Genomic DNA, 22,657 nt, shown 5'->3' on the forward strand with positions numbered 1-22,657 from the left:
CCGCGTGTTCGAAGGGACCTCCTTCGGCGCGCCCGGCGAGACCGTCGGCGAGATCGTCTTCAACACCGGCATGACCGGCTACCAGGAGACCCTCACCGACCCCTCCTACCACCGCCAGATCGTCGCCATGACCGCCCCGCACATCGGCAACACCGGGGTCAACGACGACGACCCGGAGTCCGGGCGCATCTGGGTCGCCGGCTACGTCGTCCGCGAGCCCGCCCGCATCCCCTCGAACTGGCGCGCCCAGCGCACCCTGGACGAGGAGCTGCGCCGCCAGGGCGTCGTCGGCATCGCCATGCCCGGCACCCGCGCCCTCACCCGCCACCTGCGCGACCGCGGGGCCATGCGCGCGGCCATCAGCACCGTCGACACCGACCCCCGGGCCGTCCTCGAACGCGTCCTGGCCAGCCCGCAGATGGCCGGCGCCGACCTCACCGGCGAGGTCACCGCCGCCGCCCCCTACACGGTGAGTCCGCCCGAGGGGACCCCCACCCGGTTCCGCGTCGCGGCGGTCGACCTCGGCATCAAGGCCATGACCCCCCAGCGGCTCGCCGAGCGCGGCTGCGAGGTCACCGTCCTGCCCGCCACCGCCACCGCCGAGGAGATCCTCGCCCGCGGGCCCGACGGCGTCTTCTTCAGCAACGGCCCCGGCGACCCCGCCACCGCCGACGGCCCGGTGGCCGCCGTGCGCGGCGTCCTGGACGCCGGTGTGCCCCTGTTCGGCATCTGCTTCGGCAACCAGATCCTCGGCCGCGCCCTGGGCCTGGGCACCTACAAGCTGCGGTTCGGCCACCGCGGCGTCAACCAGCCGGTGCGCGACGTCCACACCCGCCGCGTGCACATCACCAGCCACAACCACGGGTTCGCCGTCGACGCCCCCCTCGACGGCCCGTTCGACACGCCCTACGGGCGCGCCGAGGTCAGCCACGTCGACCTCAACGACGACGTGGTCGAGGGGCTGCGCCTGCTGGACCGCCCCGCGTTCAGCGTCCAGTACCACCCCGAGGCCGCCGCGGGTCCGCACGACGCCGCCGAGCTGTTCGACGCGTTCTGCGACCTGATGTCCGCCCAGCCCGTCCGCAAGTCGTAGGGGACCGCAATGCCGCGCAGAAGTGACCTCACCTCCGTGCTCGTGGTCGGCTCCGGGCCGATCGTCATCGGGCAGGCCGCGGAGTTCGACTACTCCGGCACCCAGGCGTGCCGGGTGCTCCGCGCCGAGGGGCTGCGGGTCATCCTCGTCAACTCCAACCCGGCCACGATCATGACCGACCCGGAGATCGCCGACGCCACCTACGTCGAGCCGATCACCCCGGCCATGGTCGAGAAGATCATCGCCAAGGAGCGGCCCGACGCCCTCCTGCCCACCCTGGGCGGGCAGACCGCGCTCAACACCGCGGTCGCCCTGCACGAGGCGGGCGTGCTGGAGCGCTACGGCGTCGAGCTGATCGGCGCCAACATCTCCGCGATCCAGTCCGGCGAGGACCGCGAGACGTTCAAGGGCATCGTCGAGCGCATCGGCGGCGAGTCCGCCCGCTCGCGCATCTGCCACACCATCGAGGAGTGCCTGGACGCCGCCCGCGAGCTCTCCTACCCGGTCGTCGTCCGCCCCTCGTTCACCATGGGCGGCTCCGGCTCGGGCTTCGCCCACGACGAGACCGAGCTGCGCCGCATCGCCGGGCAGGGCCTCGCGCTGTCGCCGACCACCGAGGTGCTCCTGGAGGAGTCCATCCTCGGCTGGAAGGAGTACGAGCTGGAGCTGATGCGCGACGCCCGCGACAACGTGGTCGTCGTCTGCTCCATCGAGAACCTCGACCCCATGGGCGTGCACACCGGCGACTCCATCACCGTCGCCCCCGCCATGACCCTCACCGACCGCGAGTACCAGCGGATGCGCGACCTCGGCATCGCCGTCATCCGCGAGGTCGGCGTCGACACCGGCGGCTGCAACATCCAGTTCGCCGTCCACCCGCGCACCGGCCGGATCATCGTCATCGAGATGAACCCGCGGGTGTCGCGCTCCTCGGCGCTGGCGTCCAAGGCCACCGGGTTCCCCATCGCCAAGATCGCCGCCAAGCTCGCCGTCGGCTACACCCTGGACGAGATCCCGAACGACATCACCGCCGAGACCCCGGCCAGCTTCGAGCCGAGCCTCGACTACGTCGTCGTCAAGGTCCCCCGGTTCGCGTTCGAGAAGTTCCCCGGCGCCGACCCCGGCCTGACCACCACCATGAAGTCGGTCGGCGAGGCCATGGCCATCGGCCGGTCCTTCGCCGAGGCCCTGCAGAAGGCCATGCGGTCGATCGAGAAGAAGGGCGTCGGGTTCACCTGGGCCGGCGACCCCGGCGACAAGGCCGCCCTGCTGGAGGCCGCCAAGGTGCCCACCGAGACCCGGCTGCGCACGGTCCAGCAGGCGTTCCGGGCCGGCGCCACCGTCCGCGAGCTGCACGAGGCCACCCACATCGACCCGTGGTTCCTCGACCAGCTCCTGCTGCTGGAGGAGACCGCCCGCGACCTGGCGGCCGCCCCCAAGCTCGACGCCGCCCTGCTGCGCCGCGCCAAGGGGCTCGGGTTCTCCGACGTCCAGATCGGCGAGGTCCTCGGCAAGAGCGAGGACGTCGTCCGCGAACTCCGGCACGCCCTGGAGGTCCACCCGGTCTACCTGACCGTCGACACCTGCGCCGCCGAGTTCGCCGCCCGCACGCCCTACCTGTACTCCAGCTACGACGAGGAGACCGAGGTCCCGCAGGGCACCCGGCCCAAGGTGATCATCCTCGGCTCCGGCCCCAACCGCATCGGGCAGGGCATCGAGTTCGACTACAGCTGCGTGCACGCCTCGTTCGCGCTGTCGGCCGCCGGCTACGAGACCGTCATGGTCAACTGCAACCCCGAGACCGTCTCCACCGACTACGACACCAGCGACCGGCTCTACTTCGAGCCGCTCACCCTGGAGGACGTGCTGGAGGTCGTCCGCGCCGAGCGGCTGGCCGGCCCGGTGGCGGGCGTCGTCGTGCAGCTCGGCGGGCAGACCCCCCTCGGGCTGGCCCGCCGGCTGAAGGACGCCGGGGTGCCCATCGTCGGCACCAGCCCCGAGAGCATCGACCTCGCCGAGGACCGCGGCGCCTTCGGCAAGGTCCTCGCCGACGCCGGGCTGCCCGCGCCCAAGCACGGCACCGCCACCTCCTTCGCCGAGGCCAAGCGGGTCGCCGACGAGATCGGCTACCCGGTCATGGTCCGACCCTCCTACGTGCTGGGCGGCCGCGGCATGGAGATCGTCTACAACGAGGACATGCTGGCCGGCTACATCCAGCGCAACGCCGAGGTCAGCGCCGACTACCCGGTGCTCATCGACCGGTTCCTGGACGACGCCATCGAGATCGACGTCGACGCCATCTACGACGGCACCGACCTCTACCTCGGCGGCATCATGGAGCACATCGAGGAGGCCGGCATCCACTCCGGCGACTCCGCGTGCGCCCTGCCCGCCGTCACGCTCGGCCACGAGGACTTCGAGCGCATCCGCCACTCCACCGAGGGCATCGCCCGCGGCACGGGCGTGCGGGGCCTGCTCAACGTCCAGTACGCGCTCGCCTCGGGCGTCCTGTACGTGCTGGAGGCCAACCCGCGCGCCTCGCGCACGGTGCCGTTCGTGTCCAAGGCCACCGACGTCCCCCTCGCCAAGGCCGCCGCGCGCGTCATGCTCGGCGCCACGATCCGCGAGCTGCGCGCCGAGGGCCTGCTGCCCACCGAGGGCGACGGCGGCACGCTGCCGATGGACGCCCCCGTCGCGGTCAAGGAGGCGGTGCTGCCGTTCAGCCGGTTCTTCGACCGCCAGGGCGAGGGCGTCGACACCATCCTCGGCCCGGAGATGCGCTCCACCGGCGAGGTCATGGGCATCGACGCCGACTTCGGCGCCGCCTACGCCAAGTCCCAGCTCGCCGCCTACGGGTCGCTGCCGACCTCCGGCACGGTGTTCGTCTCGGTCGCCAACCGCGACAAGCGCACCATGGTGTTCCCGGTCAAGCGGCTGGCCGACCTCGGGTTCGAGATCCTCGCGACCGAGGGCACCGCCTGGGTGCTCCGCCGCAACGGGGTCGCCGCCCGGGTGGTCCGCAAGCTGAGCGACGGTCCCGGGCCCGACGGCGAACCCACTATCGTGCAACTCATCCACGACGGCGAGGTGGACCTGATCGTCAACACGCCGTTCGGCAGCGCGGGCCAGGCCGGCCCCCGGCTGGACGGCTACGAGATCCGCACCGCCGCCGTGGCGCGCGGCGTGCCGAGTGTCACGACCGTGCAGGGACTGGCGGCGGCCGTGCAGGGCATCGAGTCGCTGGTGCGCGGCGACATCGGCGTGCGCTCCCTCCAGGAGCACGCCGCGGCGCTGCGCGGCGCCGCGGGCTGACCCGCGGCGGCACAACGACGGGGCGGGACCGCGCGCGGTCCCGCCCCCCGGCGAACGGGAACGGCGATCGGGGCGGGGCGCACGCGTGAGTGATTTCGGGCCGGTGCAGATGCGGGTCCCCGTGCTGACCGTGCGCCGGGTGGACGCCTACTACGCGATCACGGTCGTGGCCCCCGGGATCGCCGAGCGGTTCCGCTCCGGCCAGTTCGTGTCCGTGGCGGTCGGCGGCGAGCACTCCGGGCTGCTGCTGCGCCGCCCGTTCGCCATCCACGACGTCAAGCCCGATTACGGCGGCACCGTGGAATTCCTGTTCTCGGTGCGCGGGCCGGGCACCGCCTGGCTGGCCGAGCGCCGCTCCCGCGACCTGCTCGACCTCGTCGGCCCGCTGGGGCGGCCCTTCCCGCTGCCCCGCGACCCCGTGAACTGCGTCCTGGCCGGCGGCGGCTCCGGCAGCGCCCCGCTGTTCCCGCTCGCCCAGGCGCTGCGCCGCCGCGGCTGCCGGGTCGACTTCGTCCTCGGCGCGGCCTCCGCCGACCGGGTGTTCAGCGCGATCACCGCGCGCCGGGTCGCCGAGACCGCGACCTTCACCACCGACGACGGCTCCTTCGGGGTCCGCGGCGCGGTCACCGACGCCCTCGGCCGGGTCATCGAGGACGCCCGCTCCGACGTCGTCTACGCCTGCGGGCCCATGCCGATGCTGCGCGAGGTCACCGCCGTCGCCGTCCGGCACGGCATCCCCGTGCAGGTCGCCGTGGAGGAGGCCATGGCCTGCGGCACCGGCGTCTGCATGAGCTGCGTCATCCCGGTCGTCGGCGAGGACGGCATCACCCGCATGGTGCGCTCGTGCGTGGACGGCCCGGTGTTCCGGGGCGAGCGCGTCCGCTTCGACGACGTCGGCACCATCCCCTTCGACGCGCTCGGCGCGCCCGGTTGGAAGGCGCGCGACGACCGGGACGGCATCGCCGACCGGGAGGCGGGCTGAGTGCCGGAACCGACGGAGGCCACCCCCACATGACCGCGGACCTGCGGACCCGCCTGGGCACGCTGGAGCTGGACAACCCGATCCTGGCCGCCGCCGGGTGCGCCGGGACCGGCCGCGAACTCGCCCAGTTCTTCGACATCGCCCGCATCGGGGCGCTCGTCACCAAGTCGGTGATGCTGGAGCCGCACGCCGGCCGCCCCGCGCCGCGCATGGCCGAGACCCCCAGCGGCATGCTGAGCGCCATCGGCCTCCAGGGGCCGGGCGTGGAGGTCTTCCTCCAGCGCGACCTGCCGTGGCTGCTGTCGCGCGGCGGGCGCACCGTCGCCTCGGTCGCCGGCAGCGGGGTGGCGGAGTACGCCGAGCTGGCGAGGCGGCTGTCGGCCGTCCCCGGGGTCGCCATGATCGAGGTCAACCTCTCGTGCCCCGACCCGGCCGCGCAGGGCCGGCACTTCACCGACGACCCCGCCGCCGCGGCGCGCATCGTGCACGCGGTCCGCTCCCACGCCCGCTCCGACATCCCCGTCTTCGCCAAGCTCGCCGCCGACGTCCCCGACCTGGTGGCGCTGGCGCGGGCCTGCGCCGACGCGCGCGCCGACGGCCTGTCCATGATCAACAGCGTCCGCGGCATGGCCATCGACCCGGCCACCCTGCGCCCGGCCGTGGCCGGCGGCATGGGCGGCCTGTCGGGCCCGGCCGTGCGCCCCATCGCGGTCGGCTGCGTCTACGAGGTGCACGCCGCGCTGCCCGAGGTACCCATCATCGGCATGGGCGGGGTGCGCACCGGCGCCGACGCGCTGGAGTTCCTCGCGGCGGGCGCCTCGGCCGTCGCCGTCGGGACGGTGAACTTCGCCGACCCCTCGGCGTGCGTGCGCATCCTGCGCGAGCTGGAGGAGCTGCTGGAGGAGCGCGGGGCGTCCGCCGCCGACGTGGTCGGCGCCGCCCACCGGCCGATGGGGGCTGCGCTGGGCCGATGACCTCGCACGCGCTGAGACGGCCGCTGCCGCGGTACGGGCCGCGGGGCGGCCGCGGGTCACCCCGGCCCGCACCGGCCCCGCAGGAGGCGTCTCGGCGCCGCGCGGGCCCACCGTGCCGCCGCATGCATGAACCCCGCCGGTCGGGGGAATCGCTCGTGGCAGTGTGTCCTCGTTGATCACGCCGTTCACGCTGCTCACCGGCGAACCGCCCCCGCGCTCGGTGGCCCACCGAATTCCCGCACCGCACCCGAACGCAGAAGGAGAACGACCGTGGCCGCGCCCATCGCCGTCGCCATCGACGCACCCGACATCGAGACCGCGGCCCGCTGGGCCTCGGCGGTCGCCCCCCACGTCAGCCACGTGAAGGTGGGGCTGGAGCTGTACCTGCGCTACGGCCCCGAGGTGGTCGCCACCCTCCGGGGCGGCACCAAGGTGTCCGTGTTCCTCGACCTCAAGCTGCACGACATCCCCGCCACCGTCGCCGGGGCGGCGCGCAACGTGGCGCGGCTCAAGCCCTCCATCCTCACCGTGCACGCCGCCGGCGGGCGCGACATGATCGCCGCCGCCGTCGACGGCGCGCCGGGCACCACGATCGCCGCCGTGACGGTGCTCACCTCCCTCGACGACGCCGCCCTGGAGCGCATCGGGGTGCGGGGGCCGTCGCTGGACGCCGCCCGCCGGCTCGCGGTGCTCGCCGTCGAGGCGGGCGCAACGGCGCTGGTGTGCTCGCCCCAGGAGGCGGCCTCGCTGCGCGCCGAGGTGGGGCCCGACATCACGCTCATCACCCCCGGCGTGCGCCCGGCGGGGGCCGACCACGGCGACCAGGCGCGGGTGGCCACGCCCGAGGCCGCGCTCGCGGCGGGCGCCGACCTGCTGGTGATCGGGCGCCCGATCACCCGGGCGGCCGACCCGGGGGCGGCGGCCGCGTCGATGGCCGCGGCGCTGCGGCGCGCCGAGGCCGCGTCGGCCTGAACACGCGCCCCTCGGTGACCGATTTCGGCCAAATGGAGGCTCCGGATAGTGACGGACCGAAAACCACCCGAGAACCCGCGGCGTGACCTGCGCCGCCTCCGCGAGGTGCCGCTGCGGGTTCCGCGATCGGCGCCACCGAACCGGGCCAAAAGTCCCGAATTCATCAGCTCAGAGCAATCAGGTCATGACACAGTGTAATTAGTTGGATGAAATAGCGCTTGAAAGGCCACTTTGCGTTGCCGAACGGGGTCGGAACCTACTAACTTGCGCAGGCGTCCGCCCTCTACAAAACGAGAGAAAACCGAGGTGACCCGGCGTGGCCCTTCCTCCCCTCACACCCGAACAGCGCGCCGCGGCTCTGGAGAAAGCCGCTAAGGCCAGAAAAGAGCGCGCGGAAGTCAAGAACCGGCTGAAGCACGGCGGCATCTCCCTGTCCGAGGTGCTCGCCGACGGCCAGACCGACGACGTCATCGGCAAGATGAAGGTCTCGGCCCTGCTGGAGTCGCTCCCCGGCGTCGGCAAGGTGCGCGCCAAGCAGATCATGGAGCGGCTGAACATCGCCGAGTCCCGCCGCGTGCGGGGCCTGGGCGCCAACCAGCGCGCCGCCCTGGAGCGCGAGTTCGGCGGCGGCGAGTAGCAGCCGACGGCAGGCGCCCGCGCCGCCTCCCCCATCCGGACGGCATCCGCCGCCCGAGCGGCGGCGGCCGGGCCCGGTGGGGCGGCGCCCTCCACGGCGCCCCGCCGCCCCGGACCACGGGCGCCTGAGGCGGTGACGTCGCCGGCCGGCCGCCGACGGCGGCCCCGCGACGTACGCGGACACCGGCGCCGCGGCGCGGCCCGGAGTCCGCCCTTCGGGGCGGACCACCGGGCCCGCGCCGCGGCGCAGTGGTATAAAAGACCAATCGTCCGAGCCCGTCCGCCGCCGGCGCCCCGCGCCGCCGCGGTCCGCGGCCGACGCGTCCGATCCGCCCACGCGGCCCACTTCCTCCGAGAGGCTGATCCACCCGTGTCCACCGCCTCCGGTCCCGGGTCCGTCCCCGTCGGCCCGGCCCGACGGCTCACCGTCCTGTCCGGCCCCTCCGGGGTGGGCAAGAGCACCATCGTCCGCGAGATCCGCGCGCACCACCCCGAGGTCTGGCTCTCCGTCTCCGCCACCACGCGGGCGCCGCGCCCGGGCGAGACCGACGGGGTCGAGTACCACTTCACCGACGACGCCGGGTTCGACCGGATGATCGCCGACGGCGAGCTGCTGGAGTGGGCCGAGTTCGCCGGCAACCGCTACGGCACGCCGCGCCGCCCCGTCGAGGACCGGCTGCGCGCCGGCCGCCCCGTGCTGCTGGAGATCGACCTCCAGGGCGCCCGCCAGGTCCGCGCCACCATGCCCGGGGCGCTGCACGTCTTCCTCGCCCCGCCGTCCTGGGAGGAGCTGGTGCGCCGCCTCACCGGCCGCGGCACCGAGCCGCCCGAGGTCGTCCGGCGCCGCCTGGAGGCCGCCCGCGTCGAACTCGCCGCCGAGGCGGAGTTCGACACCACCCTCGTCAACACGTCCGTCGAGGACGTCCGCGACGAGCTGCTGGCGCTGATGCTCGCGCCCAAGTCGTGAGGTCCGGCCCCCCGGGTCGCGTATCCTCGACACGAGAACCGTTCGCACGGCCCCTCCCGGGGCCCGACCACCGACCAGGGGGACGCACGTGGCAGGCACCGAGCCCGTCGCCGAAGGCATCACCAACCCGCCCATCGACGACCTCCTGAAGACCGTCGACAGCAAGTACAGCCTGGTCACCATGGCGTCCAAGCGCGCCCGCCAGATCAACGCCTACTACGCCCAGCTCGGCGAGGGCCTGCTGGAGTACGTCGGCCCGCTGGTCGAGACCCAGGTCCAGGAGAAGGCGCTGTCCATCGCCCTGCGCGAGGTCAAGTCCGGCCTGCTCACCGCGGAGCCGTACGAGGGCGTCTGAGGCCCACCCGGGCCCCGGGGCCGCCGCCCCGCTTGGCTAGAGTCCCTTCCGTGAACACCGAACACCCCGAGGTCGTCCTGGGCGTCGGCGCGGGCATCGCCGCCTACAAGGTATGCGAGCTGCTGCGCCGCCTCACCGAGTCCGGCCACCGCGTCCAGGTCGTCCCGACCGCCGACGCGCTGCGCTTCGTGGGCGAGCCCACGTGGGCGGCGCTGTCCGGGCGGCCGGTGGCCACCGGCGTGTGGGACCGCGTCCACGAGGTCCCGCACGTGCGGATCGGGCAGGCCGCCGACCTCGTCGTCGTCGCCCCCGCCACCGCCGACCTGCTCGCCAAGGCGGCGCACGGCATGGCCGACGACCTGCTGACGAACACGCTGCTGACCGCCCGATGTCCGGTGCTCTTCGCCCCGGCGATGCACACCGAGATGTGGGAGCACCCGGCCACCCGGGCCAACGTCGCCCTGCTCCGCGAGCGCGGCGCCATCGTGCTCGACCCCGCGGTCGGCCGCCTCACCGGGGCCGACTCCGGCCGGGGCCGGCTGCCCGACCCCGACGCCCTGTTCGCCGCCGCCCGGCGCGTCCTGGCCCGCGGCGGCCGCGGCGCCGACCTCGCCGGCCGGCGGGTGGTCGTCTCGGCCGGCGGCACCCGCGAGGCGATCGACCCGGTCCGCTTCCTCGGCAACCGCTCCTCCGGCCGGCAGGGGTACGCCCTCGCCACCACCGCGGCCGCCCGCGGCGCCGAGGTCGTGCTGGTGTCGGCCAACGTCGGACTGCCCGACCCCGCCGGCGCGCGGGTGCGCCGGGTCGGCTCCGCCCGCGAACTCCGCGACGCCGTCCTCGACGAGCGCGCCGGGGCCGACGCCGTCGTCATGGCCGCCGCGGTCGCCGACTTCCGGCCGGCCGCGACCGCCGAGGCCAAGATCAAGAAGACCGGCGCGGGTCCGGCGCCCATCGAGCTGGTCGAGAACCCCGACATCCTGCTGGAGATCAGCCGCGAGCGCGGCCGCCCCGGCCAGGTCGTCGTCGGGTTCGCCGCCGAGACCGACCACGTCCTGGAGCACGGCCGCGCCAAGCTCGACCGCAAGGGCTGCGACCTGCTGGTCGTCAACCAGGTGGGCGAGGGCCGGGCGTTCGGCACCGCCGACAACCAGGCGGTCGTCCTCGCCGCCGACGGCTCGGCCACCGAGATCCCGCGCGGCCCCAAGGAGGACCTGGCCGACCGTGTCTGGGATCTCGTCGCGGGCCGCCTGGCGCCCCCCGTTACCGGCCGGTAGTGTTGCGCGTGCAGCGGCCCCGTTCCGCTGTGCGCGACAATCCTCCCAGTACAGGGCCGTGATCGGCGCCGTACGGGAAAACGGTGTGTGGTGTACGCCACACCGGGTCGGCGGCCGTCTGAAGAGGCGGTCCGCGCCGCCGTCGCGGACCGCCCCCTCCCCGGGTGGGCGCGGCGGACCGGCCACGACGCCCGGGCCTCCAGCGCAACGGGGGGCGGCCCACTACAGTGGGACCCGGAAACCAACCGCGCCGGTCGGTATTCGACCGGCGGCCCCCGGCCCGCCGGCGCCCGGTCCGCGCCGACAACTGTCAGCCAGCAGCCGCTGCAAGGAGTCCCTCAACGTGTCCCGTCGCCTTTTCACCTCCGAGTCGGTCACCGAAGGCCACCCCGACAAGATGGCCGACCAGATCAGTGACGCGATCCTCGACGCGATGCTCGCCGACGACCCCGGCAGCCGGGTCGCCGTCGAGACCCTGATCACCACCGGGCAGGTGCACGTCGCCGGTGAGGTCACCACCAAGACCTACGTCGACATCCCCGCCCTGATCCGCGAGAAGATCCTGCAGATCGGGTACGACTCCTCGGCCAAGGGCTTCGACGGCGCCTCCTGCGGCGTCTCGGTCTCCATCGGCGCGCAGTCGCCCGACATCGCCCAGGGCGTCGACACCGCCTACGAGGCGCGGGTCGAGAACGAGGAGGACTCCCTCGACCGCCAGGGGGCCGGCGACCAGGGGCTGATGTTCGGGTACGCCAACCGGGAGACCCCGGAGCTCATGCCGCTGCCGATCAAGCTGGCGCACGCGCTCTCCCAGCGGCTGTCCGCCGTCCGCCGCGACGGCACCGTGCCCTACCTGCGGCCCGACGGCAAGACCCAGGTGACCGTCGAGTACGACGGCCACACCCCGGTCCGCCTCGACACCGTCGTGGTCTCCAGCCAGCACGCCCCCGACATCGACCTCAACGAGCTGCTCACGCCCGACATCAAGGAGCACGTGATCGCTCCGGTCGTGGCCGACTACGGGCTCGAGGCCGACGGCTACCGGCTGCTGGTCAACCCCACCGGGCGGTTCGAGATCGGCGGCCCCATGGGCGACGCCGGCCTGACCGGCCGCAAGATCATCGTGGACACCTACGGCGGCTACGCCCGCCACGGCGGCGGCGCGTTCTCCGGCAAGGACCCGTCCAAGGTCGACCGCTCGGCCGCCTACGCCACCCGCTGGGTCGCCAAGAACATCGTCGCGGCCGGCCTGGCCGACCGCGCCGAGGTCCAGGTCGCCTACGCCATCGGCAAGGCGCACCCGGTGGGCGTGTTCATCGAGACCTTCGGCACCGAGCAGGTGGCCCCCGACGTCATCGAGAAGGCCGTCCTGGAGGTGTTCGACCTCCGCCCGGCGGCGATCGTGCGCGACCTCGACCTGCTGCGCCCGATCTACTCCGCCACCGCCGCCTACGGCCACTTCGGCCGCGAGCTGCCCGAGTTCACCTGGGAGCAGACCGACCGCGCCCAGGCGCTGAAGGCGGCCGTCGGCGCCTGACCGGCGCCCTCCCGCGCGACCTTCGGCCGCGCCCCGCACAGCGGGGCGCGGCCGCCGCCGTCTCCGGCCTCCGCCGCCCCCGTCCCGCCGGCGGGAGCCCCCGTGTCGCCGTCCCTCGTCGACCGTGACGCCATCCGGCTATGGGAGCGCTCCCGCGTATCCCGCCGCCGTCGGGACCACCGCGGAACCCGGGCCCTTCACAGCGGAGCCGTGTCGTGGCACACTGTCCGCTGGCCACTGCATACGGTATTACGCCGGGGAGAAGGTGACCCGCTTGTCCGTGTCCGCCCTGCTGGACCGGGAACGCTCCGTCGCACCGCCCGGCTACAGCCGGTGGCTCATCCCGCCCGCCGCCCTCGCGGTGCACCTCTCCATCGGCCAGGCGTACGCCACCAGCGTGTACAAGAACTCGCTGGTCGCGCACTTCGACGTCGGGCAGACCGAGATCGGCCTCGTCTTCTCCATCGCCATCGTCATGCTCGGCCTGTCGGCCGCCGTCGGCGGCACGTGGGTCGAGCGCAACGGGCCGCGCAAGGCCATGCTGGTGTCCGCCGTGTGCTGGAGCACCGGCTTCCTCGTCGGCGCGCTCGGGATCGGCACCGGGCAGCTCTGGCTCCTCTACCTCGGCTACGGCGTCATCGGCGGCATCGGGCTGGGCATCGGCTACATCTCCCCGGTGTCCACCCTTATCAAGTGGTTCCCCGACCGCCCCGGCCTGGCCACCGGGCTCGCCATCATGGGGTTCGGCGGCGGCGCCCTCATCGCCACCCCGGTCTCCGACCAGCTCATGGGGCTCTACGACCCCGCCTACGACTCCGGTGCGGCCGGGTCGGTGGCCTCCGGCGGCGCGCTCGTCGCCCTGTTCGCCACCCTCGGCGTCGGCTACCTGCTGCTGATGTCGATGGGCGTGCTGCTCATCCGCGTCCCGCCCGACGGGTGGTCCCCCGCCGGGTTCGACCCGGCCGCGGTGCGCCGCGCCCCGCTCATCACCACCGCCAGCGTCTCCGCGCGCAACGCGGTGCGCACCCCCCAGTTCTGGCTGCTGTGGACGGTGCTGTTCTGCAACGTCACCGCCGGGATCGGCCTGCTGGAGCACGCCAGCCCGCTCATCCAGGACTTCTTCCGCGACGACGGGGCGTCGGCCGTGACCGCCGTCGCCGCCGGCGGGTTCGTCGGGATGCTGTCGCTGTTCAACATGGCGGGCCGGTTCGCCTGGTCCACCGCCTCGGACCGCATCGGGCGCAAGCCCGTCTACCTCGTCTACCTCGGCGCGGGCGCCGTGTGCTACGCGCTGCTGGCCACCGCCGGGGGCACCTCGACGGTGCTGTTCGTCGCCCTGGCCTGCGTCATCCTGTCGTTCTACGGCGGCGGGTTCGCGACCGTCCCCGCCTACCTGCGCGACCTGTTCGGCACCTACCAGGTCGGTGCCGTCCACGGCCGGCTGCTCACCGCCTGGTCGGCGGCCGGCATCGCCGGACCGCTCATCGTCAACGGCTACCTCGACGCCGAGGGCGAGCCCGGCACGCTCACCCAGGCGGCCTACCAGGCGCCGCTGTTCACCATGGTCGGTGTCCTCGCCGTCGGGTTCACCGCCAACCTGCTGATCCGCCCGGTCGCGGCCCGCTTCCACGAACCCGCGGCGCCCCCCGAACCCGCCGCCGGAACCGCCGGCGCGGCGGCCCCGGCCCCGGGCCGTCCTCCCGGGTCCGGCGGCCGCCGGACCGCGCTCCTGGTGTCCTGGGCGGTGGTGGCCGCCCTGCTCGGCTACGCGGTGGTGCGGGTGGCGATGACCGCCGCCCGCCTGTTCACCGGGTAGCGGGGCCGGTCACCGGCCGCCGGGCAGCCGGGCCAGCGTCCACTTCTGCACCGCCTCCAGCGGCCCGTGCGGGAACCGGCGCAGCCACAGCGACGCCCCGACCAGCAGGGACAGGCTCACCCCCGTCCACAGGGCGAACACCCACCACGGGCCCGTGCCCATCATCCGGGCGGCCAGCCCCAGGCCGAACCCGTAGCAGACCAGCATGCACACCACGTTCTGCAGGACGTAGCCGCTCAGCGCGGCGCGCCCCAGCGCGGACAGGGCGCCCACCACGGGGCCCGGTCGGCGCGTCCGGTCCAGCAGCCACCCGACGAGGCCCATCAGCCCCACGGCCACCAGCGGCGCCGCGACGTACCGGTCGGCGAGGGCGAGCGCCGGGCCCGCGAGCGTCGTCGCTGCGTTCAGCGGCAGCCCCAGGCCCAGCCCCCAGGCGAGCATCCGGGCGCGGATGCGGCGCCCGGCCGCGTCGTCGCCGAACGCGCCGGCGCGGAACAGCCGCACCCCGAGCAGGAACAGGAACAGCAGCAGGGCGAAGGAGATCACCGGCTCCAGCCGGAACACCGCGAACTCCGACAGCCGCAGCGCCACCTGGTCGAGGTAGGAGCCCTCGGCGTAGAGGCGGACGAACTCCTCGGGCACGCCGTTCGCGCCGTCCGGGTCCGGCGGGGGAGCGGGCTCCGACTGCGCGACGAGCACGGCGGTCGCCGCGCCCATCAGCAGCACGTGCACCGCCGCCGACGTCCACAGCACCACCGAGCGCACCCGCTCCGACCGGGCCAGCAGCCACGCCGTGAGCAGCGCCACCACCGCGTAGCCCATGAGCACGTCGAAGGCGAAGACCAGCACGAAGTGGACGGTGCCCTCGACGAACAGGAACAGCGCCCGCCACACGTAGGTTCCGGGCCAGCGGCGGCCGTGCCGTTCGGCCGACCGGAACTGGATGGCCAGGCCGACCCCGAACAGCACCGTGAGCAGCGCCAGGAACTTGCCGTTGGCCGCGGACCGGGCGACCGCCTCCAGGACGGTGCCGACCCCGGGGTCGGCCAGGGCGGGGACGATCGGCGAGAACGCCGTGGCCGAGGTGAGGACGGCCGCCTCGCCGCCCGGACTCGCGAAGATCCACACGTTGGTGCCGAGCGTGCCGAGGATCGCCACCCCGCGCAGCACGTCCAGCAGCGGCAGCCGCCCACCGCCGCCCTTCGCCGGCGGCCCCGCCGCCCGGATCGCGGTCGCGTCCATCCCCCGAACCCCCTGTCGACCGGTGCGGCGGCCGTGCGCCCCCGCCTCGACGCCCCAGCATCCCCGCCCGGCCCCGCCCGCACCTCCGCCCAGCAGCCGAGACCCGCGTGCTGCTTTCGATGTAGGCCACCCGCCCCCGAGCACACGAACGCCCCGGCACACAGCACCGGGGCGTGGTTCGACCTAGTAGCGGCGTCCTTCCTCGATCGCGGCGCGGATGTCGTCGCCGGTCACTCTGGACCGCACCGTGGCACGGAAGGCGGCGACGGACGCCATGTCGGCGTCGGTGACGCACCGCGCCCTTCCGTCCACCGGCGAGAGGTCCCGGGCCGCCGGCGGACGGTACGCCGCCGGAGACCCGGCACCGCCGCGCGGATGAGCGTCGTCCCGCGCGCCGACCTCCGCATCCGCATCCGCCGGAGCGGTGGGAGCACGGAAACGCAACTGCTCCCGCAGGCCGATCGAGACGAGCTCGGTGAGCATCTCGGAGCGGGAGATCCCCTTCCTGGCGGCGACGCGGTCGATCAGGTCAACGGTCTCGGACGGTAGTTCGACGTACACGACGGTCATGGGCGCGACGTTAGTGCGCGGCTCCGGCGGCCGCCCGCCGTTCCGCGGAATCGCCGCCTGGGCGGCGGCACGCGGGCGCGGTGGGTCGTCAGAGCCGGATCGTGGTGGAGCGGACGATGCGGAAGACCGGGTGGCGGGCGGCCTCCTCGGCGAACGCCTCGACCGGGGAGTCGGGGGACGCGTCGAAGTAGGGGCCGGCGAACAGGGCGGTCGACGGGTGCCGCAGGTAGGAGCGCAGCACCGGCGCCGCCTCGGCGGTGTCGGTCTCGACCACGCTCACCAGCTCGATCCACCCGCCGTGGCGCAGGGTCGCGAACCCGTCCCGGCGGATGTTGCGCACCCAGCCCACCTCGCCGTAGGGGGCGACGAGGAACCGGCCGGTCTCGTCCTCGACCAGGGTGACCGGGGTGGTGCGCAGGAACCCGGTGGTGCGCCCGCGCGTGGTCAGCAGCTGGGTCCCGGCCGGGCCGATCCCGTACTTGATCGCCCCCGCAAGGACGGCGTTGATGGTCCGCCGCAGCTTGGTCCTCCGGTACGGCATGGCGTCGTTGCCCATCGGCATCTCCTCGTCTCGGCTCCCCCCCCATTGTGCTGGGTGCGCGGACCCGGTGCGCCGCCGCCCGGGCCCCGGCGCGCCGCCGCGGACCCGGCGGCCGCGCGTCAGCGGAACGCCGCGATACCGGTCACCGCCTGGCCGATGCTCAGCGCGTGGATCTCCTCGGTGCCCTCGTAGGTGGCGACCGTCTCCAGGTTGAGCATGTGCCGCAGCACCGGGTACTCCAGGGTGATCCCGTTGGCGCCGTGCACCGAACGGGCCGTGCGCGCCACCCGCTGGGCCGCCGCCACGTTAGCGAACTTGCCGAAGCTGACGTGGTCGCGGTGGCAGGCGCCGCCGTCCTTGAGCCGACCGATCTGCAGCGCGGTGAGCGCCGCCTGGTTGACGTCGACCACCATGTCCGCGAGCTTGCGCTGGGTCAGCTGGAACCCGGCGATGGGCGACCCGAACTGCTCGCGGGTCCCCGCGTACTCCAGCGCGGCGGCGTAGCAGGCGCGCGCCGCCCCGGCCGCCCCCCACACGATGCCGTAGCGGGCCTCGTTCAGGCACGACAGCGGCGACCCCAGGCCGCGCGACCCCGGCAGCACGGCGTCGCCGGGCAGCCGGACGCCGTCGAGCACCAGCTCGGCGGTGATGGAGGCGCGCAGCGACAGCTTGCGGCGCACGGTGGTGGCGGTGAACCCGGGGGTGCCCGCGGGCACCAGGAAGCCGCGGATGCCGTCGTCGGTGGCCGCCCACACCACGGCGACGTCGGCCACCGACCCGTTGGTGATCCACATCTTCGTGCCGTCCAGCACCCAGTCGGCGCCGTCGCGCCGGGCGCGGGTGCGCATCGACCCGGGGTCGCTGCCCGAGTCGGGCTCGGTCAGCCCGAAGCACCCGATCGCCTCGCCCGCCGCCATGCGCGGCAGCCACTCCTCCTTCTGCTCCGCCGAACCGAACGCGTGGATCGCGTACATCGCCAGCGACCCCTGCACGGACACGAAGCTGCGCAGCCCCGAGTCGACCGCCTCCAGCTCCCGGCACGCCAGCCCGTAGGCGACGGCGCTCGCGCCGGCGCACCCGTAGCCCTCCAGGTGCATGCCGAACACGCCCAGGTCGCCGAACGCCTTCGCCAGCCCGCGCGGGTCCGGCAGGGTCCCGGCGTCGAACCAGTCGGCGACGTGCGGCAGCAGCTCGCGGTCGGCGAACGCGCGCACGGTGTCGCGGATGTCGCGCTCGTCGGGCGACAGGGTCCCGTCCACACCCAGGAAGTCGTGCGGGTCGGGGGCGGCGGCCTTGTGCGGCTGGCTCATGGGGTCGGGGTTCCTTCCTCTGGCGGTGGTGGGGCGGCCCGTCACGCGACGGGGTTCTGGTAGGCGGCGCCGCGCGCGACCATCGCGGCGACGCGGTCGGCGCCGACACCGAGTTCGGCGAGGACGCGCTCGGTGTGCTGGCCGAGCAGCGGGGGAGGGGCGGGCGGCGGCGCGTCCGCGCCGGCACCCGACGCCAGGCGGAACCCCGCGCCGACCGTCTCCAGCGGCCCGGCGGCGGGGTGGTCGACGCGCACCAGCGTCGCGCCGCCCGCCGCGTCGGCGGTGCGCAGGGCGTCGAGCACGCCGCGCACCCGCCCCACCGGCACGCCCGCGTCGAGCAGCGCCGCCACCCACTCCGCGGCGGGCCGGGTGCGCAGCACCGCGCCGATCTCGGCGACCAGCGCGCCGCGGTGCGCCACCCGCTCCGGGTTCGTCGCGTAGCGCGGGTCGGCGGCGAGGTCGGGGCGGCCCAGCACATCGCACAGCCGCCGGTAGAGGGCGTCGTTGCCGGCGGCGACCACGATCTCGTCGTCCGCGGTGGGGAACGCCTGGTAGGGCACGATCGTGGGGTGGGCGTTGCCGAAGCGCTCCGGCTCGGCCCCCGTCACGAGCGCGCTCTGCGCCACGTTGACCAGGCCGGACAGCGCCGAGTCGAGCAGCGACACGGTGACGTGCTCGCCCCGGCCGGTGGCGCGCGCCCGCACCAGCGCCGCCAGCACCGCCACGGCCGCGTTCAGCCCGGTGAGGACGTCGGTCATGGCGACGCCCACCTTGGTGGGCGGGCCGTCCGGGGCGCCGGTGGCGTGCATCAGCCCGCTCTCGGCCTGCACGACGAGGTCGAACCCGGGCCGGTCGGGCGGGGTGTGCCCGGCGCCGAACCCGGTGATCGAGCAGTACACCGCGCCGGGGTTGCGGGCGTGCACGTCGGCCGGGCCCAGGCCGAGCCGGTCGGCCGTCCCGGGGCGGAAGTTCTGCACCACCACGTCGGCACCCCAGCACAGGTCGCGGACCGCCGCCCGCCCGTCGGGGTCGGCGACGTCCACGGCCAGGCTGCGCTTGCCCCGGTTCACCGCGAGGAAGTACGCCGCCTCGCCCCCGGCCGAGGGCGGCCCCCACGCCCGGGTGTCGTCGCCCCGCTGCGGGTGCTCGACCTTGACCACCTCAGCGCCCAGGTCGGCCAGCAGCATCGTCGCGTAGGGGCCCGCGAGCACCCGCGACAGGTCCGCCACCCGCACCCCGGCCAGCGGCCGGTCCGCCGCCTCCGGCGCCGCCCCGCCGCCCCGTCCCGCCTCCGCCGTCACGTGCCCTCCCTCGTGGTTCGCCTCACCGGTCGGTCCCGCGACCCCGTCAGGGCGGGTCGGCGGCGCCGCGCACCTGGTGGAACGTCTCCAGGCAGCGGCGGAGCGCGGTGGTGAGGGCGGCGCCGGACTGGCCGGCGTAGCGGGTCTGCACCCGGTCGACGATCTCGGCGAGGTCGCCGACGACCGACAGGCCCTCCACCAGCGCGCGGAAGAAGTCCTTGGCGAGGTCGGTGAGCAGCGTGGTGTCGGCGGCGACGATGCGCCCGTCCGACAGGTTCACGGCCAGGACCACGCCGAGCCGCTCGTACTGGGAGTGGCTCGCGACCGCGTCGGGCAGCCGGGCGTAGCCCGAGACGAGCACGACGTCGGGGTCGGCGAACAGCTCCCTGATCCGGTCGGGATCGCGCACGCGGTACACCCCTCCAATGGGCAGCCGAAAACTCCGGTGGACTGGAGTCTCGCGCCTGGCAGGACGGCCGGGAAGGGCCGGGCGTCCTCAGCGGGAGGGCAGACGGCCCCAGTATCGCCGATCCACGCCGCCCGTTGTCAATCACCCGGCGGCCCGGCCCGCCCGCCCCCGCGCCGGCGGGCGGGTTGCGTCCCTCGGCGGCGCGTGCGTATGATCCGTCGCAGGTCATGAGTGCCAGCGTCAAGCCCCGGCTTGCTGGCCGGCAACCCTCCTTCCGCGGTGGGGTGCCCCGGGTGAGGACCAGGTCGACACGACCGTGTCAGGCAAGCGCGGACCCTCGTGGTTCCGGTGCGCGGCTGCGCCGCGCCCTCCCGGGGTCCCTTTACGGCCCCTGGAGGTGCCACTGTGACCGCTGTCGCCGAAACCCCGATCGCCGCCCCTGCGCCCGCCGCGCCGCCCCTGCCCGCCGTCGTCGGCGCCGGGCTGCGCGTGCCGCTGGTCACCGGCGGCGGCGCCGAGTACGCCGACTTCGACCACGCGGCGAGCGCCCCGTGTCTGGCGGCCGTCCGCGACACCCTCGACGCCGCCCTGCCCTACTACGCCAGCGTGCACCGCGGGGCCGGCTTCACCTCGCAGGTGTCGACCGCGGCCTACGAGCGGGCGCGGCGCACCGTCGCCCGGTTCGTCGGCGCCCGCGACAACGACGCGGTCGTGTTCGTCCGCGGCACCACCGACGCGTTCAACCTGCTCGCGCGCTCGGTGCCCGACGGCTGCACCGTCGTGGTGTTCGCCGCCGAGCACCACGCCGCCCTGCTGCCCTGGCAGCACCGGGGCAGCCGCGCCGGGCGCGTGGTGCGGCTGCCGCTGCCCGACTCCCCGGCCGACGCCGTCGCCGCCGCCCGCGCGGCGCTGCGCGCCGCCCCCGAGGGGCCCCGCCTGCTGTGCGTCACCGCCGCCTCCAACGTCACGGGCGAGGTGTGGCCGGTGGCGGAGCTGGCCGCGGCGGCCCACGACGCCGGGGCGCGCATCGCCGTCGACGCCGCCCAGCTCGTGCCGCACCGGGCGTTCAGCCTCGCCGCCACCGGCGCCGACTACGTCGCCTTCTCCGGGCACAAGGTCTACGCCCCGTTCGGCTCGGGGGCGCTCGCCGGGCGCACCGACTGGCTGCGCGCCGCCGCCCCCTACCTGGCGGGCGGCGGGGCGACCGGCAACGTGACCGACGACGACGTGCGCTGGAACGACCTGCCCGCGCGGCACGAGGCCGGCAGCCCCAACGTGCTGGGCGCGGTCGCGCTGGCGGCGGCGTGCGCCGAGCTGACCCGCGCCGGGTGGGACCGCCTGCACACCCGCGAGCAGGCCCTGCTCGACCGGCTCCGCGCGGGCCTGGCCGCCGTCCCCGGCGTGCACGAGCTGCGGCTGTGGGACGCCCGCCACCCCCGGGTGGGCATCGTGTCGTTCGTGGTCGACGGGGTGCCCGCGGGGCTGCTCGCCGCCGCGTTGTCGGCGGAGTACGGCATCGGGGTGCGCGACGGCCTCTTCTGCGCACACCCGTTCACGCGGCGGCTGCTGCCCGCCGGGCACGACCAGGCGGTGCGGGCCAGCCTCGGCCTCGGCACGACAACGGAGCACGTCGACCGGCTGGTCGGCGCCGTCGCGGAGCTGGCGGCGCGCGGGCCCCAGTGGCGCTACGCCGAGGACGACGGGCGCACGGTGCCCGTTCCCGACCCGCGCGCGTTCCCCGTCGTCGGCGCCGAATAGCCCAAACGGCGTTTTTTTTCATAAACGCGACAAAGGTGACCGTGAACTTTGCCGATGGTGAACCAGGTCACTCACAAGGGGTAACATCGGGCGCTAACGAAGGGGCGGCGGCGCCCCGCGCCGGGACACGGACCCGCCGCGGACACCGCCGCCCCGGCACCGGCCGACGGCTCGGGGGGCGCGATCGTGACGGACGAGTGGCGGGCACTGCACATCGGCGAGGAACCGCTCGTCGACATCCCCAACCCGCGCGTCATCCACATCGGCGACCGGCGCGCCCGCCCCCGCTCCGAACCCCGCACCGCCGAGGGCCGCCGCGCCGAGGCCCGCCGCGGCTTCCTGCGGCGCGTCGTCGCCTACCTCGCCGCCGACACCCGCATCCGCCAGTTCGTCGACCTCGGCTCCCGGCTGCCCGCCGGCGACGGCATCGCCGACACCGCCCGCGCCCACGCCCCCGACGCCCGCGTCGTGTACGTCGACACCGACGCCACCCGCGCCCTGCACGCCCCCGCCCAGGCCGGCGGCGGCGCCGTGCCCGTCGTCACGGCCCCCAGCCTGCGCCCCGCCGCCCTCCTCGACCGGCTCGCCGACCGCGGCGTCATCGACTTCACCGCACCCGTCGCCGTCCTCCTCACCGACACCGCCCCGCTGCGCCGCGACGGCGTCCTCCCGCACGACCTGGTGCGCGCCCTGCACACCGCCCTGCCCGGCGGCAGCCACATCGCCGTCGCCCAGCGCGTCGCCCCCGACGGCGACACCACCGCCGACGCCCACTCCCGCGAACTCGCCGCCGCCGTCCTCGAACCCTTCACCCTCATCGAGCCCGGCCTCGCCGACATCGCCTGGTGGCCCTACCCCGACGAAGAGGTCACCGCCGAAGGCACCGGCATCCTGGCGGGCGTGGGACGCAAGGACACCGACCACCCGGCCGGGCCCGGCGGTCGGCCCGGACCGGCGCGGGGGAGCACATGACGCGGGGGAGCAGATGACACTGAACTGGACCGGCGAGATCCTCGCCCAGGTGGAGTTCTACTGGGACACCTCGCTGTGGCCGCGCCTCCAAGGGCTCGGCGACGACGAGTTCTTCTGGGAGCCCGTCGAGGGCTGCTGGACGGTGCGCCCGCGGACCGACGGCACCTACATCGCCGACTGGGAATGGCCCGAACCGGTCCCGCCGCCGGTGACCACCATCGCGTGGCGGCTCGGGCACATCGTGGTCGGCGTGCTGGAGCAGCGCGTCGAGGGGCACTTCGGCGCGGGCACCCCCGACATCACCCAAGCCGCGTTCCCCGGGAGCGCCGACGAGGCCCTGTCGCGGCTGGAGACCGGCTACCGGCGCTGGTGCGCGGGCGTCCGCGAGGTCGACGCCGACGGGCTGGCCGCCCCGGTCGGAGCGGCCGAACCCGCCCAGTGGGCGGACTTCCCGTTCGCGATGCTCGCGCTGCACGTCAACCGCGAACTCATCCACCACGGCGCCGAGATCGCCCTCCTGCGCGACCTCTACCGCGCCCGCCCCACCCCGGAGGCCACCCTCCTCTGACCGGCCCCGGCCCGGCGGGCGCGCCCAAGCCACGCACCCCCGGCCGGCCCCGCACCAGGCCGGGCCTG

20 protein-coding genes and 1 riboswitch are annotated in these 22,657 nt (G+C 74.9%); of the genes, 14 read left to right on the plus strand and 6 right to left on the minus strand.

The features are described 5' to 3' along the window. The 11 genes from carA to NT8_RS08935 all read left to right on the plus strand — a co-directional run. Positions 1–1,093 (plus strand): glutamine-hydrolyzing carbamoyl-phosphate synthase small subunit (carA, locus tag NT8_RS08885; RefSeq protein WP_067966186.1); only part of this gene is annotated, 1,093 nt, incomplete at its 5' end. Positions 1,094–1,102: 9 nt separating this feature from the next. Continuing rightward, the gene (gene carB / locus NT8_RS08890) at positions 1,103–4,405 is read left to right on the plus strand and encodes a carbamoyl-phosphate synthase large subunit (RefSeq protein WP_067966187.1); all 3,303 of its coding nucleotides are present in this window, start codon (positions 1,103–1,105) and stop codon (positions 4,403–4,405) included. Positions 4,406–4,490: 85 nt separating this feature from the next. Next, positions 4,491–5,387 carry a dihydroorotate dehydrogenase electron transfer subunit gene (locus NT8_RS08895; RefSeq protein WP_067966189.1) on the plus strand — a complete coding sequence of 299 codons (897 nt, stop codon included), beginning with the start codon at positions 4,491–4,493 and terminating at the stop codon, positions 5,385–5,387. A 29-nt stretch (positions 5,388–5,416) separates the two neighbouring features. After that, the gene (locus tag NT8_RS08900) at positions 5,417–6,361 is read left to right on the plus strand and encodes a dihydroorotate dehydrogenase (RefSeq protein WP_067966191.1); all 945 of its coding nucleotides are present in this window, start codon (positions 5,417–5,419) and stop codon (positions 6,359–6,361) included. 270 nt (positions 6,362–6,631) lie between these two features. Beyond that, positions 6,632–7,333 (plus strand): orotidine-5'-phosphate decarboxylase, encoded by a 702-nt coding sequence (gene pyrF, locus NT8_RS08905; RefSeq protein WP_067966193.1) that lies wholly within the window; start codon positions 6,632–6,634, stop codon positions 7,331–7,333. Positions 7,334–7,649: 316 nt separating this feature from the next. Beyond that, a complete protein-coding gene (mihF, locus tag NT8_RS08910; RefSeq protein WP_067966195.1) occupies positions 7,650–7,970 on the plus strand; it encodes an integration host factor, actinobacterial type in 321 nt (106 codons plus the stop codon). Positions 7,971–8,339: 369 nt separating this feature from the next. After that, complete coding sequence (gene gmk, locus NT8_RS08915) at positions 8,340–8,936, plus strand: guanylate kinase (protein ID WP_067966197.1); 597 nt, start codon at positions 8,340–8,342, stop codon at positions 8,934–8,936. Positions 8,937–9,024: 88 nt separating this feature from the next. Further along, positions 9,025–9,291 carry a DNA-directed RNA polymerase subunit omega gene (rpoZ, locus tag NT8_RS08920; RefSeq protein ID WP_067966199.1) on the plus strand — a complete coding sequence of 89 codons (267 nt, stop codon included), beginning with the start codon at positions 9,025–9,027 and terminating at the stop codon, positions 9,289–9,291. 50 nt (positions 9,292–9,341) lie between these two features. After that, positions 9,342–10,565 carry a bifunctional phosphopantothenoylcysteine decarboxylase/phosphopantothenate--cysteine ligase CoaBC gene (gene coaBC / locus NT8_RS08925; RefSeq protein WP_084468764.1) on the plus strand — a complete coding sequence of 408 codons (1,224 nt, stop codon included), beginning with the start codon at positions 9,342–9,344 and terminating at the stop codon, positions 10,563–10,565. 343 nt (positions 10,566–10,908) lie between these two features. Continuing rightward, the gene (gene metK, locus NT8_RS08930) at positions 10,909–12,102 is read left to right on the plus strand and encodes a methionine adenosyltransferase (protein WP_067966201.1); all 1,194 of its coding nucleotides are present in this window, start codon (positions 10,909–10,911) and stop codon (positions 12,100–12,102) included. A 265-nt stretch (positions 12,103–12,367) separates the two neighbouring features. Then, a complete protein-coding gene (locus NT8_RS08935; RefSeq protein ID WP_217999127.1) occupies positions 12,368–13,918 on the plus strand; it encodes an OFA family MFS transporter in 1,551 nt (516 codons plus the stop codon). Between the two features lie 9 nt (positions 13,919–13,927). Here NT8_RS08935 and NT8_RS08940 read toward each other — a convergent pair whose 3' ends face one another. The 6 genes from NT8_RS08940 to NT8_RS08965 form a co-directional block, all read right to left on the minus strand. After that, positions 13,928–15,160 (minus strand): DUF418 domain-containing protein, encoded by a 1,233-nt coding sequence (locus NT8_RS08940; protein ID WP_067966204.1) that lies wholly within the window; start codon positions 15,158–15,160, stop codon positions 13,928–13,930. A gap of 183 nt (positions 15,161–15,343) precedes the next feature. Further along, positions 15,344–15,730 (minus strand): hypothetical protein, encoded by a 387-nt coding sequence (locus NT8_RS08945; RefSeq protein ID WP_067966207.1) that lies wholly within the window; start codon positions 15,728–15,730, stop codon positions 15,344–15,346. Positions 15,731–15,818: 88 nt separating this feature from the next. Next, positions 15,819–16,286, minus strand: coding sequence for a nitroreductase/quinone reductase family protein (locus NT8_RS08950; protein ID WP_067966209.1), 468 nt, complete (start codon positions 16,284–16,286; stop codon positions 15,819–15,821). Between the two features lie 104 nt (positions 16,287–16,390). Continuing rightward, positions 16,391–17,581 carry an acyl-CoA dehydrogenase family protein gene (locus tag NT8_RS08955; RefSeq protein WP_067966211.1) on the minus strand — a complete coding sequence of 397 codons (1,191 nt, stop codon included), beginning with the start codon at positions 17,579–17,581 and terminating at the stop codon, positions 16,391–16,393. A gap of 41 nt (positions 17,582–17,622) precedes the next feature. Continuing rightward, complete coding sequence (locus NT8_RS08960) at positions 17,623–18,882, minus strand: CaiB/BaiF CoA transferase family protein (RefSeq protein WP_067966213.1); 1,260 nt, start codon at positions 18,880–18,882, stop codon at positions 17,623–17,625. Between the two features lie 46 nt (positions 18,883–18,928). After that, a complete protein-coding gene (locus NT8_RS08965) occupies positions 18,929–19,291 on the minus strand; it encodes a DUF3870 domain-containing protein (RefSeq protein ID WP_067966248.1) in 363 nt (120 codons plus the stop codon). 223 nt (positions 19,292–19,514) lie between these two features. Beyond that, positions 19,515–19,627, plus strand: a riboswitch (SAM riboswitch). A gap of 69 nt (positions 19,628–19,696) precedes the next feature. Here NT8_RS08965 and NT8_RS08970 point away from each other — a divergent pair. The 3 genes from NT8_RS08970 to NT8_RS08980 all read left to right on the plus strand — a co-directional run bounded on the left by NT8_RS08970 (position 19,697) and on the right by NT8_RS08980 (position 22,589). Next, the gene (locus tag NT8_RS08970; protein ID WP_067966215.1) at positions 19,697–21,049 is read left to right on the plus strand and encodes an aminotransferase class V-fold PLP-dependent enzyme; all 1,353 of its coding nucleotides are present in this window, start codon (positions 19,697–19,699) and stop codon (positions 21,047–21,049) included. Between the two features lie 186 nt (positions 21,050–21,235). Then, complete coding sequence (locus tag NT8_RS08975) at positions 21,236–22,021, plus strand: SAM-dependent methyltransferase (protein WP_067966217.1); 786 nt, start codon at positions 21,236–21,238, stop codon at positions 22,019–22,021. A gap of 13 nt (positions 22,022–22,034) precedes the next feature. Further along, positions 22,035–22,589 (plus strand): DinB family protein, encoded by a 555-nt coding sequence (locus NT8_RS08980; protein ID WP_067966219.1) that lies wholly within the window; start codon positions 22,035–22,037, stop codon positions 22,587–22,589. Positions 22,590–22,657: the final 68 nt, after the last annotated feature.

The sequence above is a fragment of the Nocardiopsis trehalosi NBRC 14201 genome, assembly GCF_001552555.1.
GTDB classification, from domain to species: Bacteria; Actinomycetota; Actinomycetes; order Streptosporangiales; family Streptosporangiaceae; genus Nocardiopsis_B; species Nocardiopsis_B trehalosi.